The sequence below is a fragment of the Methylosinus sp. Sm6 genome (genome assembly GCF_019802345.1).
GTDB lineage: Bacteria > Pseudomonadota > Alphaproteobacteria > Rhizobiales > Beijerinckiaceae > Methylosinus.
Genome location: NZ_JAINDZ010000016.1, coordinates 54548 through 71553, shown reverse-complemented (window position 1 = coordinate 71553; position 17006 = coordinate 54548). Strand labels below are relative to the sequence as shown.

12 protein-coding genes and 1 tRNA gene are annotated in these 17006 nt (G+C 64.0%); 5 read left to right on the top strand and 8 right to left on the bottom strand.

Annotated features, from left to right (window positions below):
• Positions 1 to 88 precede the first annotated feature (88 nt).
• Positions 89 to 2365, top strand: a complete 2277-nt coding sequence (locus tag K3F48_RS12480) for a TonB-dependent siderophore receptor (RefSeq protein WP_222575767.1) — start codon at positions 89 to 91, stop codon at positions 2363 to 2365.
• 145 nt (positions 2366 to 2510) lie between these two features.
• Here the strand turns inward: K3F48_RS12480 and K3F48_RS12475 are convergent.
• From K3F48_RS12475 to K3F48_RS12455, 5 genes are all read right to left on the bottom strand, one after another.
• Positions 2511 to 2587 (bottom strand) — tRNA-Arg (locus K3F48_RS12475).
• 116 nt (positions 2588 to 2703) lie between these two features.
• Positions 2704 to 3717 carry a glycoside hydrolase family 5 protein gene (locus K3F48_RS12470; protein WP_370631412.1) on the bottom strand — a complete coding sequence of 338 codons (1014 nt, stop codon included), beginning with the start codon at positions 3715 to 3717 and terminating at the stop codon, positions 2704 to 2706.
• On the bottom strand, positions 3714 to 5519 hold the full coding sequence (locus tag K3F48_RS12465) for an alpha/beta fold hydrolase (protein ID WP_222575765.1): 1806 nt from the start codon (positions 5517 to 5519) through the stop codon (positions 3714 to 3716). Before K3F48_RS12465 ends, K3F48_RS12470 begins: the two co-directional genes overlap by 4 nt.
• Positions 5516 to 6799, bottom strand: a complete 1284-nt coding sequence (locus tag K3F48_RS12460) for a surface polysaccharide polymerase (protein WP_222575764.1) — start codon at positions 6797 to 6799, stop codon at positions 5516 to 5518. Before K3F48_RS12460 ends, K3F48_RS12465 begins: the two co-directional genes overlap by 4 nt.
• On the bottom strand, positions 6796 to 8907 hold the full coding sequence (locus K3F48_RS12455; protein WP_222575763.1) for a GumC family protein: 2112 nt from the start codon (positions 8905 to 8907) through the stop codon (positions 6796 to 6798). Before K3F48_RS12455 ends, K3F48_RS12460 begins: the two co-directional genes overlap by 4 nt.
• 167 nt (positions 8908 to 9074) lie before the next feature.
• Between K3F48_RS12455 and K3F48_RS12450 the strand changes: the two genes are divergently transcribed.
• Both K3F48_RS12450 and K3F48_RS12445 read left to right on the top strand, forming a co-directional pair.
• Positions 9075 to 9263 (top strand): hypothetical protein, encoded by a 189-nt coding sequence (locus K3F48_RS12450; protein WP_222575762.1) that lies wholly within the window; start codon positions 9075 to 9077, stop codon positions 9261 to 9263.
• Between the two features lie 260 nt (positions 9264 to 9523).
• Positions 9524 to 10390 (top strand): WecB/TagA/CpsF family glycosyltransferase, encoded by an 867-nt coding sequence (locus tag K3F48_RS12445; RefSeq protein ID WP_222575761.1) that lies wholly within the window; start codon positions 9524 to 9526, stop codon positions 10388 to 10390.
• Here K3F48_RS12445 and K3F48_RS12440 read toward each other — a convergent pair.
• A complete protein-coding gene (locus K3F48_RS12440; RefSeq protein WP_222575760.1) occupies positions 10332 to 11246 on the bottom strand; it encodes a glycosyltransferase family 2 protein in 915 nt (304 codons plus the stop codon). The genes K3F48_RS12445 and K3F48_RS12440 overlap by 59 nt on opposite strands.
• Positions 11247 to 11353: 107 nt before the next feature.
• Here K3F48_RS12440 and K3F48_RS12435 point away from each other — a divergent pair, with 107 nt between their 5' ends.
• Both K3F48_RS12435 and K3F48_RS12430 read left to right on the top strand, forming a co-directional pair.
• Positions 11354 to 12574: a glycosyltransferase family 4 protein gene (locus K3F48_RS12435; protein ID WP_222575759.1), complete on the top strand. Its 1221-nt coding sequence runs from the start codon at positions 11354 to 11356 to the stop codon at positions 12572 to 12574.
• Between the two features lie 32 nt (positions 12575 to 12606).
• A complete protein-coding gene (locus tag K3F48_RS12430) occupies positions 12607 to 14112 on the top strand; it encodes a lipopolysaccharide biosynthesis protein (RefSeq protein WP_222575758.1) in 1506 nt (501 codons plus the stop codon).
• 31 nt (positions 14113 to 14143) lie between these two features.
• Here the strand turns inward: K3F48_RS12430 and K3F48_RS12425 are convergent, their stop codons facing one another.
• Positions 14144 to 15508 (bottom strand): sensor histidine kinase, encoded by a 1365-nt coding sequence (locus K3F48_RS12425; RefSeq protein ID WP_222575757.1) that lies wholly within the window; start codon positions 15506 to 15508, stop codon positions 14144 to 14146.
• The gene (locus K3F48_RS12420; RefSeq protein ID WP_222575756.1) at positions 15495 to 16997 is read right to left on the bottom strand and encodes a sigma-54 dependent transcriptional regulator; all 1503 of its coding nucleotides are present in this window, start codon (positions 16995 to 16997) and stop codon (positions 15495 to 15497) included. The genes K3F48_RS12425 and K3F48_RS12420 overlap by 14 nt, the downstream gene beginning before the upstream one ends.
• Positions 16998 to 17006 lie beyond the last annotated feature (9 nt).

Here is a 17006-nt window from a genome sequence, read left to right as displayed (position 1 = left end):
GAGCCGCCGGGCCGGCGCGGCCGACCATCACTTCCCAAAAAAACTCGGATTCTATGGGCGCTCGAAGCGGGCGCTCGGGAGCATGACCATGCAACGATCTCTCCTCCTGCGCGGCGCCTGCGCTATGACCCTGCTCGTTCCGTCCCTGGGCGCGGCGCAGGAAGCCCTGCCGACGATCGACATCGGCGCCGCCAGCAGCGCGCCGGCGTCCCAGTCGCGCTTTCGCGGCGAGCCGAAGACGCCGCAGGAGGGCTATGTGGCCCGGGATGCGGGCACGGCCACCAAGACCGACACGCCCATTCGCGAGACCCCGGTCTCGGTGAATGTCGTGCCGAAGCAGGTCATTGTCGATCAGGCGATCACCAATCTGACCGATGCGCTGGAGAATGTTCCCGGCGTGCGCTCGAACAACAACGAGCTCGAGGGCCACAACTTCAAGATCCGAGGCTTTCAGAGCATCTATATCTACCGCAACAATCTCGCCATTCCGGGCGGCGAATCCAATCCGAGCGGCTTCGACACCGCGAATATCGAGCGGATCGAGGTGCTGAAGGGGCCGGCCTCGGTTCTGTTCGGACGCGGCGAGCCGGGCGGCCTCATCAACATCATCACCAAGGAGCCGCTGGCGCAGCCGCGCTTCGTCGTGGAGCAGCAGATCGGCTCCTATGATCATTATCGCACGACATGGGATGTCTCGACGCCGGTCGATGCGGTCCCGGGGCTCGCCTATCGCGTGTCGGGCGCCTATCAGAACAATGGATCGTTCCGCCAGTTTCAGGGCGGCGAGCGCGTGCTGATCGCGCCCGTCATCAGCTACCGTCCCACGGAATGGACGGATTTCACCTTTGACGCCCAGTACCTCGGCCAGAGGGCGCAGAGCGACATCGGCATGCCGACGATCGGGTCGGCGCCGGCCAATCTGCCCCTTTCCCGCTCCTTCCAGGAGCCGAACGATCCCCGCGACCACATCGAGAGCTTCAACATCGGCTATCGCTTTCGGCAGAATCTCGATGAGAATTGGAAGTTCACCAACCGCTTCCACTATGCGGCGACGCCGACGAGTGAGAAGACGATGATCACTATGTTCTGCGGATTCCCCTATTGCGTCAATTCCGACATGCGCACCTTGCCGCGCATCGGCGAATATCAGTGGCTCTCGGGGCGCACGATCTCGACCAACCTCGACCTCGAAGGAAAATTCGCGACTTTCGAGGCGAAGCATGATTTCCTGATGGGCCTCGACTATTTCAACGGCCAATATGATTACTTTTTCGGTGATAGCGGCTCGGCGCCGTCGATCGACATCTACAATCCCGTCTATGGAATTTCGCCCGCGACCTATTGGGCGGCGAAAGTCGGCGTTGGCTACAAGGGGCATTCGTCGGAGCTTCGCCAGCAAAAGGGCTTCTACGTCCAGGACCATGTCAAATTCCTCGACGACAAGGCGCATCTGCTGCTCGGCGCCCGCTATGACGTGGCCGAAGTGACGCGCGGCGCAGTCGACTCCTTCGGCGGCGATTACAGCGCCTCCGTGGCGGCCGCGACCGCCGCGCGCTACCGGGCGACGACGCGCGTCGATACGGCGTGGAGCCCGCGCGCCGGCCTCGTTTATGATGTGCTGCCGCAGGCGAGCGTCTATGGCAGCTATTCGCAATCCTTCGGCGCCAACAACGGCTTCGACGTCAATGGCGCCAATCTCGGGCCGCAGCGCGGCTATCAATGGGAGGTCGGCGCCAAGGCGGAGCCGCTGGACGGATTGACCGCGACGCTCGCCTTGTTCCAGATCACCCGATCCGGCATTCCGACGCGCGACTATTCGTCTCCCGACCCGACGGCGCAGAAGCTCGCGGGCTTGCAGAGGAGCCGCGGCGTCGAGCTCGACGTGGTCGGCCGCGTCTCGGATCGCTGGACCGTCATCGCCAATTATGCCTATCTCGACGCCAAGGTGATCGCCGACGCGCCCAAAAATCCGCTCGACCCGTTCGGCTACGCCGGCACGAGCGGCCTCTATCTCAATCATCTCGACAATGCCCCGCGCCATTCGGGCAAGATTTTCCTCACCTATGATTTCGGCGAGGGCGGCCTCGGCCTGCGCGTCGGCGGCGGCGTCACCGCAGCCACTCACGCCTGGGGCGACAAGCAGAACACTTTCCTCATTCCCGGCTGGGCGCGGCTCGACGCTTTCGCGAGCTATACGACCCTCTATGAGGGCCACAAGGTGACGGCGCAGATCAATCTGCGCAATATCACGAACACGCGCTATTACGCGAGCGTCGACAATTTGTTCAATTACTACAATCCGCCCTTGTCGGCGATTCCGGCTCCGCCGTTCACGGCGATCGGCTCGCTGCGCTTCGAGTGGTGACGATCGGCCTCTCCCTCGCCCGGGCGCGAGGGGGGCATACAATGGGGGAATGCGTCGCCGTCAGCGCGCCGCGCACGCTGACGGCGTGATCCGCATTGACTTCTGAAGGACCACGGACGGACGGATTTGAGAAAATTCGCCCCGCTGGCCTCCCGGAAGGGATTCGAACCCCTGACCTACGGTTTAGGAAACCGTTGCTCTATCCTGCTGAGCTACCGGGAGATTGCCGTCAGCGCCCCGCAGCGTGGACGCTGTGGGACGCGACAACGAATAATCCGAATCGAGGTCCCGCTTCAAGAGCCCCGGACCATCCGGCCTCGCCGCAGCTTCCTCGCGCGTCATTTTGCGAGCAGCACGTCCAATTGCGGCCGATCGCGATCGTTCTTCGGCTCGATCGAGAACATATAGTCCCCCCACCATTGTCCCGCCGCCCAATAGGCGCCGCCGATCCATATGTCGCGGTTCTGCTCCATGAAGCGGAGCAGCGCCGCGCCCTCGGCCAGCGCCTGCGGCGTCGCCGCGAAGCCGAACTCGCCGAGAAAGGCTCTTGCCCGATTGGCGCGCGCCCAGGCGGTGAAGGCCGAAAGGCGCGAGGCGCCCGCTCCCGCGACGACTTCCGGCTTCGTTCCGGAGCTGTCGGCGTCGAGATATTGATGAACCTCGTAAGCGAAATTGCGCTCCGGATCGACGATCCCTTTCATGACCTCGCCATTGTCGGTCGTCGTCCAGGAATGCGCGCCCGTCCAATAGGAGCCCGGCGCCAAAATCAGCTGATGCGCGCCCGCCGCGCGAATGGCGGCGATGGCCGCATTGGCGCCTTTCAGCCATTCCGCCGCGCTCTGCTCGTGCGGCTCGTTCATCAGCCCGAATATCACATTGCGATGACGCCGCAGTCGCCGCGCCGTCTCCCCCCAGGCCGCGGCGAACTCGCGCGTCGCGGCGCCGTCGCGGCCGATCAAGCCGGCGCGCGTGCGGCCGTATTGGTGGAAATCGACGATGACGCTGGCGCCGGCGTCGCGCGCATGCTCGATCAGCGTCCGCAGCGCCAGCCAATCTTCCGTCTTCTCGCCCTCCGGCCCCCGGCCGAGCAGGCGCTCGGCGAGCACGGGAATGCGAAACATCCGGATTCCCCTGGCGACGAAATGGTCGATCTGCTTTTCGGTCGGCAACACATAATCGAAGTTGCGCCTGTCCTTGCCGGGATTGAGCTCGGCGCCGGAAAGATTGACGCCGATCTGCGGCGCCGCGCCCATCGTCGGCGCGCGCTGCTGCGCGAGGGAGCGCGGAGAGGCGAGCGCCGCAACGACGAGAATGGCGCCGACGCCCAGCCAACGGCGCGCGGCGCGACTCACGTCGTTCCTTCCAGCGGCCGCTTCGCGTCGCATTCCTCCGTGGCCTCGCGCGTCTGTCCGCCGCGGCTCGCCGTCGCGCGCGCCAGCAGATGATCGGTCAGCCATTCGACGCTGGCGTCCGTGGTGAGATTGTGATCCGCGTTCGGAATGCGCGACCATGAGACATTCGCATAGGCGCGCAGCCGCGTCCCGCCTCCGCCGAAATGCTTGGCGAGCTCGTCCTCGCTGAGATCATTCTCGCAAGTGACGAGCGAGATGTGAACGCCGCGCGTTCGGAGTTGATTGAAGTGCTGGTGCACCCTGCGTCCGATCGGGCCCTCGAACCAGGGAACGACCGCCGCCAGATGTCCTTTGATCTTGTCGAGCACGCGTTCGGCGACGACGCTCGCCAGCCGGCCGACCGCGACGCGACCGCTGAGCAGCTTCCGCAGGCCGTCCGCCTCGGTGAGGCGCGCGAAATAGGTGAGATTGCTGCGCGAGAACAATTTCAGAAATTCTTCGACCTCATAATTGTCGTCCCACACGAAGACCGCCGGATTGACGATGACGAGATCGTCGACCCGCCGGTCCTCGAGAGCCGTATGAAAGGCTTGATACGCGCCGGAGCAGACGCCGACCAGAGTGATCTCGCGCGCGCCGCGCTCGATGAGCCAATCGACGGCGGCGCTCGCTTCCTCCACCTGATGTCGCGAATAGATTTTGGTCGCCGCATCCGGCCGCGCCGGGCTGTCGCCGATGCCGGATGTGTCGATGCGCAGCGAGGAAATTCCGCGCCGCGCGAGCGCGCGCGCCTGCTCGACCGTCATCCTGCGCCAGCCGGCGTGAGGATTGGCCCCGCAGTTGAGGAACAAAAGCACGCGTCCGCGGCGCGGTCCCTGCGGCTCGCACCACGCTCCATAGAGCCCTCGAGGTCCGAAGCGAAACCGCGTTTCCTGAAACCGCTCTGTCGCGAGCGGGAGCTCCGCGCCGATCGGCGCGAGCGGCGCGCCGCCGTTCGTCTCCTTGTCGCGAGCGCTGCGGATTTCTTCGATCCAGGATGCCGCCCGCTCGAAAGTCTCGAGCGCCATCGCCTTGATGGGCGGATTGGTCGTCAGCCGTTCATAGTCGATATAATCCAGCCTCGTGACTGCGGCGCCGAGCTTCTCGAGATGGTCGGCGAGCGTGGCGCTCTGTCGATCGCCGGGGCGGCCGACGACGAGTGCGGACGGCGCCGGCGAGGACGCCAGAGTCGCGAAATCGATCTGCTTCACATCTGCGATGAATGACGCGGGCAGTTTGAAGCCGAGCAGGGCGAGGCCGTCGCCGGCGTCCGCCGGCGGGAGTCCGGCCGCATCGGCGAGCATTGTGGCGCTCACCTTCAATTGCTTGAGATAGGGCGCGCCGCGAGCGAAGCCAGCGAGCAGCGCGAGGCCGGCGACATCCTCCAATTCTCTCGCCACGCCGATCGCGACGGCGACGCCGAGCCCTTGGCCGACGATGACGAGATGCCGCGCGCGCGAAATATCGAGCAGCAACGCCGCTGCCGAATGTGCGGCTGCGATCCAATCCTCGAGGCGCCATGCTCGATCGCTCGGATCGAGCGAGTCGCCGGTTCCCGGATAGTCGAAGCGCAGCGTGGGAAGTCCCGCCTGCGCGAGATTATCCGCGAACTCGCGCAAGCTCGAACGCATGCTGAGTTCTTCATGGCCCCAGGGGCTGCAGATCAGCACGGCCACGCGGGAGCGGCCGGCATGGTAGAATCCGGCGCAGCCGCCGAAGGAGATCGGCGTTCCTCCCCGGGGTGATCGAGGCTCTTCCATCATATGCGTTGCGCTCGCTGTTCCATTTTCGGCAAGTCGTCAGGTGTCGGCAAGTCGTCGCGTGTCGGCAAGTCGTCGCCAGGGTCGGGAGCCTCAAGGCATCCCGCCAAGAACCACGCCAGCGCTGCTGTCTTGATCGAGTAGACGGAGTCGCTGATGATCAGAAGCGCGGTGATGTAGAAGCCGATAAAAAGACGATAGCGCCAGGCCTGCTCGCTCGCCGTCGGCGCGAAAGTGAACAGGCTCCACAGTCCGATGCAGCCGACGAGGCCGAATTTCGCCAGCGTGTAGGTGTAGCCGGAATCGGACACGAAGCGCGTCACCGGAATGAAGCCCATCGCCTCCCAGAAATCGAGATGCGACAACATTTGTCCCGAAAGGATCATGCGCCCTTTGAGGCCATTGTCCCAGATGACGTCGGCATTGAGGAAGCCGTTCACCGCCAGCGCGAAAATGACGAAGAAGGGCGCCAGAAGCAGGATGACGCGACCGACATGTCTCGAGGCCGGATAGATGATGAAGGCGGTCAAGGACACCATCAGGCCGAAGCGCGCATCCGCCATGACGAAAACCGCTACGGCGGGGATGAGCTCGATCGCCAGTCGGGCCGGCTTGGAGAAATTGCGCAGCGCGATCCATGCGAACACGATCGCGCCGAAATTGCCCATCGACACCGGCTCGAGGAAGATCGAGGACACGCGATGCGCGCCGAGGAAGGGCAGCAGCGTTCTGCCTTCCGGACGAATGCCGCTCGCGAAGAGGCCGGTTCCGGTGGTGTCGATCGAGGCCGGATCGACGGTGCCGCGCGCGACATAGTATGATCTGATGTCGACGATCTTCAGATATTGCGTCAGAAAGCTGTATTCGCAGACGCCGACGATCAGCACCGTCCACACGCACAGCTCGACGAGGCGATCGCCCATCGAGGCGGAGCCGAAGCGACGGCCGAGAAAGAGGAAAATGATCGGGATGATCACGTCGCGGATCGCCTTCAAGTCCACCGACGCTCGCATCGCGCTGAGAAAGGCCGCGTAAGACATGAAGCCGAGGAGGATGACGGTCAGCGCTGTCGCGTCCTTGGCCATGAGCGCGAGGCTCGCGCCGATGAGGCCCATCTCCGCGAGCATGACGATCGCTGGGCTGATGGAGAAAATCTTGGCGTTGACGATACAGAGCACGAAATTGAAAATCACGCCGCCGAACACCAGAGCGGCCGCGAGGAGACGAGCCGTTTCGGTTCGTTCCTCGATCGCGGCGAAGCTCGGGAGGGCGGCGGCTCTCATGCGGCCGCCCTTTCTCCGACGAGAACCACTCCGGCGGAGCTCGGAATATCTGCGCCGATCGACTCGGCGAGCCGGGAGAGAACGCCCCGCTCCGGTCGGTCGCCGTCGATGAGCGCGAGCAGAGCGTCCGAGCGACTGTCGACGGCGAAGGCTTCGTAGTCTTCGGCATTGGCGCTCACGAGAATCATGTCGGCGTTCTCGAAGGCGCGAAGCCTGTCTCTGAACGCGCTCCAGAAGCGCCGAGGCGGAAGGTCGGCGGCGTCGCTATCGATCATTTCCGCAATCGAAGCGAACTCCACGCTGCCTCGGGAGCGATCATGGATCGCGAAGCAGGAGTCGTGCGGCCAGCGCGTCACCAGCTCGATATCCCGACCGCCCGCTCCCTTGCGCAGCAATCGAGCGGCTTCCTTTCGCCAAAGGCGGCATGCCGCGCCGCCGGACCGATTTGTATCCAGAGTGATGACGCGTCGACCACGGTCGAGCGCGGCGAGCGCGATCTCGAACATCACCTTCGGCTTGCGTCCATCGTCGTCGAGTCCGAGAAAAAAGATCGTGCGTGGTCCAGCATCCCTGTCGACGCCGAGAATCCAGCGCAGGATCCTGGTCGAGGGCCGTTCACTCGCCTTCATCGTTTCGACGACTCGAAAATCGGCGAGGATGGGTAGATCGAACAGGCTGCGGGACGCATGCGCCGGTTCGCGCGCCTTTGCGCCCATGCGGTCGCGGAAATAACCGGCTGCGCTGCCGAGGCCGATGCCGCAGATCAGAGCGCCGCCGAGCACGAGCGGGAGGGGAGGGCCGGCCTTTTTGTTATTGGGCACGGCCTCGGTGATGATGCGCGACGTGGAGCTGTCGACCTCCTGCGATTCTTCGAGCTCCTTGGCGCGCTTGAGCGAAGATTGATAGAGATTGCGCGTCGCTTCGACGCTGCGCTCCAGCGCGCGCAGCCCGACCATCGTCTCATTCACCTGGAACGACCGCCGCTTGAGCCCCGCGAGCCTGCTCTCGAGATCGGCCTCCGTCGTCTGCGCGCGGCGATGATCGCTGAGCGCCGCGCCGGCGATCCGCGAGAGCTCTGCGTCGATGAGCCTGCCGACTTCCTGAATCTGCCGCTGGATATCGATCAGCGGCGGAAATTTGGGACCAAATTGCATCTCCATCGCCGACTTCTGCTGGACCAGCGTCGCATATTGCGTGCGCAGGCCGGAAATCGTGTTCGAATGCACCGCGTCGGACAATTGATCGACCGCGGCTTTCGAGCGTTGCAGCTTCGTGACCTCTTCGAAACGGGCTCTGGTCTGCGCGACCTGTGAGCGGGCGAGGCCGAGCTGATAGCTGAGATCGCCGAGCTGCTGCTCCGCGGTGAGCTTTCCCGCCGTCTCGGAAAGATCGTGCTCGGATTTGTAGCGCTCGACTTTCGCTTCGGCGTCTTGCAGCTCCTGCGCCAATTGCTCGGCGCGACCCTGGAGAGCGAGGCCCGCCCGACGCGCGGCCTCGCGCTGGGCGGCGCCATTCCGGGAAAAGAACACGCGCGCGACCGCGTTGGCGAGACGCGCCGAGAGCCGCGGGTCTGGACTGACTACGATGATGTCGAGGATCAGCGCGCGCTCGCCTCTCATGACCTCGATCATGGCGGCGAGCTTTTCGATCGCCGCTTCTCTGCTGTCGTTGGGCTTGCTTCCGAGCAGCTTGCCGATGAAGCCGACGCGCGTGAACTGCGGGTCTTCGTTGAGCCTTTCCTCATCGACGACGGCGCCGAGCACGCTGCTCGACACGATGAGATAGCGCTGCGTCTCGAGATCGAGCAGATTGCTGTCCGCTCCGAGGCTCTGAAATGCGGGGTCGGCTTTCGCCAGCGCCACGCCGCGCGGATCGAGCAAAATCTCCGCGACAGAGCGATAGCGCGCGGGCACGAGCAGATAGAAGCACAATCCGAGGATCAATGCGATCCCGGTAATCGACAGGATCCATTTGCCATGACGCCGCACGAAGCGGACATATTCGCCGGCGTCGAAATCGAGCGCGCTCGGCGCATCCGCATTGCGCTCGGGCGAGCGGGACCCGCTCGGGTCCGTCTGCGGCTCGCTTCCGGGGCGAATTCGATTCATGGACGCTATTTTTCCTGCACGTCGCGTGTTCGCGAAGGTCGGATGGCCCCTCGAATATAGACGTGGTTATCCTTAAGCTTATGTTAATATCGGCGCCCGAGCTTCGCGCATGTCAGGTTTCGAATTGTCGACGAACGCATTGGCGGCGATCGACGTGGGAGCGACAGATGTGGGGCGTCGAGGCCTTGTTTTACCTCTATCTGGCGGTCGGATGCGGCATCGCTCTCATTTCGCTTTCGATGAATTGGAACGAGAGCCGAAGACTGTCGCCCATGCTGTTCGTCTTCGCACACGCGCTGTGGCCGCTGTCGATCGGCGCGATCTTGTTCTGCGCCTACATCCAATCTCGACGCTAGCGCGCTTTCCGTTTTAGCGGAATCCTTCTAGCGATCGGATGTCGCCTGCACGCGAGAACCGCTCGATCGACTTCACTCGAATTGGCCCGTGCTCTGCCGCGGATTCGCATCCTTGCATAATATTCGAATCGAATTGTCGCAATCTTGCTTTGAATCGGAAAACCAAGAACAAATCGAAGTTTAGCCTGTTTAGATATCATTGGTGATGACGGCGCTTCATGTTCTCGTGAGATCGGAATCGTCCCTCGCGAGGTCTGCGGATGAAGCGTGCATTGAATCTTGGTCCCATTCGCATCGAGCATTTGACTGTCGAAGAAGCCCTGCGTCGCATCGAAGACGCGCTGGAGGGACGAGGCTCCCGACGCGTGGCGTTCTGCAATGCGCATACGGCGAGCAATGCCTTTTTCGATCCGGTCTTTCGCCATGCGTTGGCGCAGATGCTGGTGTTCAATGACGGCGTCGCTCTCGACATCGCCTCCCGGCTCGTTACAGGTGCGGCCTTTCCGGGAAATCTGAACGGAACGGACCTGGTTCCGACCTTTCTCGCGACGAGCAAGCGGCCGCTGCGCATCTATCTGCTCGGCGCCAGGCCCGATGTCGTCGCGCGCGCCGCGGCGCGACTCGCGGAGAGCTATCCATGGCACGAGGTCGTCGGCTATCGCGACGGCTATTTCTCCGCCGCCGAAGAGGCCGCGGTCGTTGCCGAAATCGCGAGCCATGCGCCGGACGTGCTGCTCGTCGCAATGGGCAATCCGCGACAGGAATTGTTCATGGACGCGCATCGCGACGAATTGAACAGCAGGCTGACGTTCGGCGTCGGCGCATTGTTCGACTTCGTCTCGGGGACGGTTCCACGCGCTCCGGCCTGGCTTCGACGCGCAAGGCTCGAATGGCTGTTCCGGCTTTGGCGCGAGCCACGTCGACTCGTCCATCGCTATACGGTCGGAGCCTTCACCTTCGCGCTGGCGATGGCGTGCTTTCGATTGCAAGGCGTGCAGCAGGCGCAATGGCCGTGGGGAAATCTCAGCGAGCCGCGAAAGCTCGCCTATGGATATACGTTCGGAGCGTTCACCTTCGCCCTGGCAATCGTGTTCCTTCACCTGCACAAGGTGATAAATAGCCCTTGAGCGTGCCGAGACCCCAGACGAGCTTGTAATGTGCCGTCGAAAGATCGAACGAAAGCGCCGACAGGATTGCGCGCGCGAGCGTCCGCAGGAGACGCTCGGCGAGATAAGAGGCGTCGTAATGCAGCCTCAACACACGGCCGAAGCCTGGCGCATAGGCTCTTGCGCGGGAGATCGCGGCGGAGTTGCGGTCGGGCGCCTGATCGTGAAACACGGTCAGATCATGATGGAACCAGCATTTCGCGCCGAGCGCGAGGGCGCGCAGCACGTAATCGGTTTCCTCGCCGGATCGGAACGGCGTGTCGGCGCCGACGCCGAGAGCTTCGTCGAACCCGCCGATCCTTTTCGCGACTTCTGCGCGAAGGAACAGGCCATTCGAATTGCCGGCGAACCAGACATTGCGACGGTCGACCGGCGCGCTATGGCCGAGAAACAGGCCGAGGGAATTCGTCCCGGCCGCGTCGACTGTGCGTCCCATGAGCAGATCGAGGCCGGGCTCGCGCGCAAAGCGGCCGATCACCTCTTCGACGAGATGCGGGGCGTACCAGCAATCATCGTCTGGAAAGCAGACGAGGGCGCCGGCGGCCTCTCGCAGACCGGCGTTACGAGCGCGCGAGAGGCCTCGGGGAGATGCGACATGCAGGATCTTCAGTCGGTCGACGACCGACGCCAGAATCACGTCGAGCGTTCCCGGCGGATTTTGGTCGACGAGAACGATCTCGAAGTCCGCGCTCGTCTGCTCGAGAAGCGACGCAAACAGCCGGACGAGCGGCTCGACGCGGCCGATGGTGCAGACGATGAGCGAAAGCGTCGGATGGCCGCCCGCGACCCGGTCTCCGAGATAAGTCCGCTGGGCCATCGACGAATCCTCGAGCCGTATCGGCCGAGAATTAGCCGGCGCTTGGTTAATGAGCCGTTAAGCGCGGCGCAAAGCGTGAAGCGAGCGGCTCGAGAGCGGGGCGTCCCATGAGAATTGTCCATATCGTTCGCCAGTTCTGGCCTTCGCGGGGAGGGCTCGAGGAGTTCGTTCATCGACTCGCCCGCGCGCAGGTGGAAGCGGGCGCGCATGTGCGTGTCGTGACGCTGGATCGTCTGTTCACCGATCGCGACACGCCTCTCGCCGATAAAGACGCTCTCGACGGCATAGAGATCCGCCGCGTGCCGTTTTTCGGCTCGACGCGCTATCCGATCGCGCCGGGCGTGCTCGCGCACATCGGCGACGCCGATATCCTGCATGTTCATGCCGTCGACTTCTTGTTCGATTTCGTCGCGCTCGCGTCGCTCCTGCGGCGACGCCCGATCATCGCGACCACCCATGGCGGATTTTTCCATACAGCCGCGCATTCGACGTTGAAGCGCATCTGGTTCGCCGCGGTGACGCGGTTCACGGCGCGCCGCTATCACGCGATCGTCGCGTGCAGCGACAGCGACTATCGTCTGTTCGCGACGATCTCGCCGAACAATTTGCAACTGGTGGAGAACGGGACGGATATCGACAAATTCGCGCACGCATCGAGTCGAACGCCGGTGAAGTCGCTCATCGCCATCGGACGATTTTCGGTCAACAAGCGGCTCGACCGTCTGCTCGACGCGATGCGGGCGTTGGTCGAGCGGGATGCGCAGTGGCGCCTCGACATCGTCGGACTCGAATCCGATTGGAACAAGGATCGTTTGAACGACGAGATCGCGCAACGCTCGCTTCAGGCGCATGTGCAGCTTCATGTCGGCCTGGACGATGACGGCGTCGCGCAGCTGATCGGCCGTTCGAGCCTGTTCGTGAGCGCGTCGGAATATGAGGGTTTCGGCATAGCTTTGATCGAAGCGCTGAGCGCGGGACTGCTGCCGGTGGTGCATGGGAATGACGCTTATCGCGCCTTCTCGTCACGGCGCGGGCTCATTCACATTGCGGATTTTGCCGACGTTGCTGCGACGGCGAAAGCGATCGGCCGCGCATTCGACGAGCTCGAAGCCTCCGCAGGAGCTCTGCGTGAGAGGGCAGTCGGCCTTGCGCGCGAATTCGCATGGCCGCGCGTCGCCGAAAGCTACTCGCAGATTTATCATGGTGCGGCGGGCTCGCGCCGGATGCCGGAAATCGGAACAGACGCCGACCGGCGCCGGGATTGCTCGATAGAGGTCGAGGGATCGGCTTCTGTGTCAAAAAGACCGGCCGAGCGATCTCGACACTGAGCCCATAAAGCTCGCGCTTCGACAGGCCTGACATGTCCCTGAACAAATTTACCCGCAACACCATGTTCGGGCTCCTCGCCAGTCTGAACTCGTCTCTCGGCAGCTTTCTCGGCCTCGTGATCGTTGGACGCATTCTCGGTCCCGTCGGGGCGGGAACGGTGGCGATCGGCGTGTGGGTCACGGGAATGGCCGTTACTTTCGCCGACCTCGGCCTTCCCCTCACCATAGCGCGGTTCACGCCGGAGCTGATGGCGCGCGGCGAGCTCGCCTATGTCGACGAGATCGGCCCCTATTTCTTTCGGCCGATATTGTTCTCGACGGCGCTCGTCGTCGGACTCTTCGCCGAGCTGGCGCTCGGCGGCGCGCAATGGATCCGCGACAGCTTCCGATTGCGCATGTTCAGCGAGTCTCCCGATTCCATCTGGCTGGTGATCGCATTCGTGTTCGCCGTTCAGGCGCTCAACAATTTCGGCCTGTCGGTTCTGCGTGGGCGTCAGAGCTTCGACGTGGCGGCGAAGCTGACGGCGATCGGATTGCCGTTGCAGCTCGTCGCGACGGCTGCGGGATGTTTTTACGGGGGCGCGGAAGGCGCGCTGATCGGCTATGCGATGGGCAGTGTCGTTTGCGCGGCCGCGGCCTTGCAATATATGAGAGCGACGACCGGCCTGCCGGAAGACCTGAGGCGACGCGCCTGGCGTTTTGCTGTGAATAATTGGGGCGTCGGACTCATTTCGGTGATCGTCTGGTCGCGCATCGAAATCGGCTTTCTGGATTATTGGCGCGGCGCCAAGGAGGCGGGGCTGTTCGCGGTCTCCTACACGCTCTGCAATCTCGCCGCGCAGGCGCCTTTGTTGATGACGGGCGGGATTTTGCCGCTGTTCGCCGAGCGACACGCGCTCGGAGATCGAAGCGGACTGCACGACGCCTACGCTTCGTCGATTCGCTTTGTCGCTGTGGTCTTGTTTCCCGCCTGCTTCGGCATGGCGGCGATCGCTCCGCTGTTTCTGCCGGTGCTGTTCGGGCCGGAGTTCGCAGAAGCGAGCGCGTCCGCCACGATTCTGATCGCCATGCAGGCGTTCGGCTCCATTTCCACAGTGAGCACGACGCTCTTGCTCGCCTGCGAGAAAAGCTCCTTTCTCGTGCGCACGGGAGCGCTCGGCGTCGTCTTGTCCCTGCTCGCAGGCGTGACGGTGATTCCGGCATTCGGCGTGATGGGCGCCGTGTCCGCACGCTCGGCGGTGCAGGGGTTTCTCACCCTGGCGAGCTTCGTTTACATCGCGAAGGTCATGGAGGCGCCGTTTCCGCTGGCGAAGTTTTGCAAGATCGTGCTCGCGGCGACAGGCTGCGCGCTGGCGGCGCGCGCAATCGTCACGCAATGGCAGGCGCCCGCCGCATTGGCCCTGGCGATCGCCTGCGGCGCGGCCGTCTATGGCTGGCTGATCGTCGCGCTCGGCGCGCTCGAGGAGAAGGAGCTGCAGATCTCGCGGACGCTGATGGCCGAGATTCTGCTGCGTGGCGCGCTGCGCAAGCCGAGCTGATCGCCAGCGTTCGCTCGCGCGCGGAGCGTCGTCAATCCACTCCGCGAGGGAGCCGCAAGGTGAAGCGCGCGCCGCCTTGCGGCGGCGCGTCGACCTCGATCGAGCCGCCATGTTCGTGCACGATCGAATAGCTGATCCAAAGGCCGAGTCCCGTTCCTTCGCCGACGGTCTTCGTGGTGAAAAAAGGCTCGAATATGCGGCTGCGCAGCGTCTCGGGCACGCCTTTGCCATTGTCGGCCACTTCGACGACGGCATGTTCGCCGTCTGTGCGCGCGTCGATCGAGACGAGCGGGGAGTCGCTGTCGCGCACGGCGTCGAGCGCATTGTCGATCAGATTGACCAGCACGGAGTGGATCTGACCGCTGTGGCCGCAGGCGACGACATCGGGCTCGAGCCGCGTGACGATGCGCGCCTTGGCCTTCTTGCTGCGCGCGGCCCATTGCGTCGCGGTTTCGACGACCTTGGAGAGCGCGATTTTTTCGCGCGGCGTGTTGGCGCCGAAGGAGAGCCGGCGCAGATTCTTCACGATATCGCTGATGCGCACGGCGCCTTCGAGCGTGCCTTCGATCAATGGCTCGAGATCGGCGAGCATCGCGTCTATGTCGTCGGCGCGTCTCAGCCTGTCGCGCTCCTTTGGGCCGGCCCCCGAGTGAAGGGCGCCGATATAGCGGGCGAGGGCCTTTCGATAGCGGTCGAGCGTGTGAATATTTCCATAGACGAAGCTGATCGGATTGTTGAGCTCATGGGCGACGCCGGCGACGAGACGTCCGAGGCTCGCCATCTTCTCCTGCTCGATCAGCCGCGACTGGGCCTGCTTCAGCTCGAGATGGGCGCGATGCAGCGCCTCATAGGCGCGCCGCAGCTCGCCGATCGGCCGGCCGGTGAACACGACGCCGGCGCGCCGTCCTGCGGAATTGGAGAGAGGCGAGCGATTGATCGCCATCAAATCGGACGCACCGTCGCGGGTGCGGAAGCGCAGCTCGGCGCTGGTGGCGTCGCGCGTCGACGCCGAGCAGAGCGTCGACGCCTGCGCCCGGTCCTCGGGGACGAACAGCTCGAGCAGCGGCGATCCGACGAGCTCCTCCTCGCTGTGGCCGATCAGCTCGCGGAACGCCGGATTGACCTGCAATATCGCCCCGCTCTCGTCGCAGACGACGAGCACGTCGGAGACCGATGCAATCACGCTTTGAATGAAATTCTGCGCTTCCTCGAGCTCGCCGTTCTTCTTCTCGAGATCGGCTTCGTAGACGAGGAGATCGGCATAGACCTCATCCATCTTGCGGATGACTTCGAGCCAGACCTGCTCGCTGCCTTCCGAAAGCGCGATGTCGGCGCCGGCGACGCGGGCGATCAGATCGCCACGCGCGCAATCGCTTGTCGCATCAGGCTTCGTCATCGACGACGCGGGAGATATCATAGCGCGCGATCTTGCTACGCAGGCCGACGCGCGAGAGGCCGAGCTCATCGGCGACATGGCTGATGTTGCGTCCATTGCGCTCGAGCGATTCCTTGATGAGCGCGCATTCGAGCATTTCGACGCGCTCCTTCAAGGTGAATCGCGTCTGCCCCTCCTGCGGCGCCGCGCCGCCGCGGCCATGCTCGAGGATCGCCGGCGACAGCAGCTCCGGCGAAAGATTGGCCTCGCCATCGCTGAGCACCACCATCCGCTGAATTTCATTGTGCAGCTCGCGAACGTTTCCAGGCCAGGAATAGCGCTCCATCAAGCGCAAGGTCTCCGGCTCGAAGCCGGGAATGCGGCGGTTGAATTGCTGATTGACGGCGAGCAGAATGCGCGCGGCGATGATGGCGATGTCGCCGCGGCGCTCGCCGAGCGCCGAAAGATGGATGGGGAAGGCGGCGAGGCGATAATAGAGATCGCGGCGAAAGCGGCCGGCTTCGACCTCCGCCTCGATGTCGCGATTGGTGGCGGCGATGACGCGCACGTCGACGCGGCGCGGACGCTGGGCGCCGAGCGGGCGAATCTCGCCCTCCTGCAGGACGCGCAGCAGCTTCACCTGGAAAGCAGGGGATGTCTCGCCGATCTCGTCGAGAAAGATCGAGCCGCCATCGGCGACCTCGAACAGGCCGACACGATCTTGATAGGCGCCGGTGAACGCGCCCTTTTTGCAGCCGAACAATTCGCTCTCGAGCAGTTCGTCCGGCAGCGCGCCGCAGTTTTCGACGACGAAGGATTTGTCGCCGCGCGCGGAGCCGTGGTGAATGGCGCGGGCGAGCAGCTCCTTGCCGGTGCCGGAGGCGCCGGTGATCAGCACGGAGATGTCGTATTCGGCGGCGCGCCGCGCCAGAGCGATGGTCTGGCGCATCGGGCTGTCGGGGGCGTGGACGATGCGCGAGAACTCGAACAGGCTCCGCTCGGCGCGGCGCTTGTCCTGGACGATTCGGCGCAGCCTTTCGTTGGACGGCTTGGCGTCGAGCGGCGGCGCCGCGCCGCCCTCCTTCTGCGCCGCATAGAGTCGCGCGGCCTCGCGCACGGTCTCCAGCAGCCTGTCCGGGTCCCAGGGCTTCGTCACATAGCGATAGACGCCGGCTTCATTGACGCCGGCGATGATGTCCTCCGCGTCGGTATAGCCAGAGATGATCATGCGCACGGGCTCCGGCCAGCGCTCGCGCACGCGCGTCAGGAATTCGACGCCCGTCTCGCCCGGCATGCGCTGATCGCACAGCACCACTTGCACGAGATCGCCGTCGAGAATCGCCTCCGCCTCGGCGGCGTTCTGCGCGCACAGAATCTGGAACTCGACTCCGAGCACGCGCCGCAAGGATTCGAGCGAGCGCTTTTCGTCGTCGACGATCAGCACTGTGGCGCCGGTCGCGCTCTTGCGCGGGTCGCGTTCGATCTTCGCCGGGTCTTCGCGCTGGTTCATGAATGTGGT

Bases quoted from the DNA above. Each gene is read 5' to 3' on its own strand.
- K3F48_RS12480 (WP_222575767.1), top strand. From the start codon at position 89: ATGCAACGATCTCTCCTCCTGCGCGGCGCCTGCGCTATGACCCTGCTC.
- K3F48_RS12465 (WP_222575765.1), bottom strand. From the start codon at position 5,519: ATGATGGAAGAGCCTCGATCACCCCGGGGAGGAACGCCGATCTCCTTC.
- K3F48_RS12460 (WP_222575764.1), bottom strand. From the start codon at position 6,799: ATGAGAGCCGCCGCCCTCCCGAGCTTCGCCGCGATCGAGGAACGAACC.
- K3F48_RS12455 (WP_222575763.1), bottom strand. From the start codon at position 8,907: ATGAATCGAATTCGCCCCGGAAGCGAGCCGCAGACGGACCCGAGCGGG.
- K3F48_RS12450 (WP_222575762.1), top strand. From the start codon at position 9,075: ATGTGGGGCGTCGAGGCCTTGTTTTACCTCTATCTGGCGGTCGGATGC.
- K3F48_RS12445 (WP_222575761.1), top strand. From the start codon at position 9,524: ATGAAGCGTGCATTGAATCTTGGTCCCATTCGCATCGAGCATTTGACT.
- K3F48_RS12440 (WP_222575760.1), bottom strand. From the start codon at position 11,246: ATGGCCCAGCGGACTTATCTCGGAGACCGGGTCGCGGGCGGCCATCCG.
- K3F48_RS12435 (WP_222575759.1), top strand. From the start codon at position 11,354: ATGAGAATTGTCCATATCGTTCGCCAGTTCTGGCCTTCGCGGGGAGGG.
- K3F48_RS12430 (WP_222575758.1), top strand. From the start codon at position 12,607: ATGTCCCTGAACAAATTTACCCGCAACACCATGTTCGGGCTCCTCGCC.
- K3F48_RS12425 (WP_222575757.1), bottom strand. From the start codon at position 15,508: ATGACGAAGCCTGATGCGACAAGCGATTGCGCGCGTGGCGATCTGATC.
- K3F48_RS12420 (WP_222575756.1), bottom strand. From the start codon at position 16,997: ATGAACCAGCGCGAAGACCCGGCGAAGATCGAACGCGACCCGCGCAAG.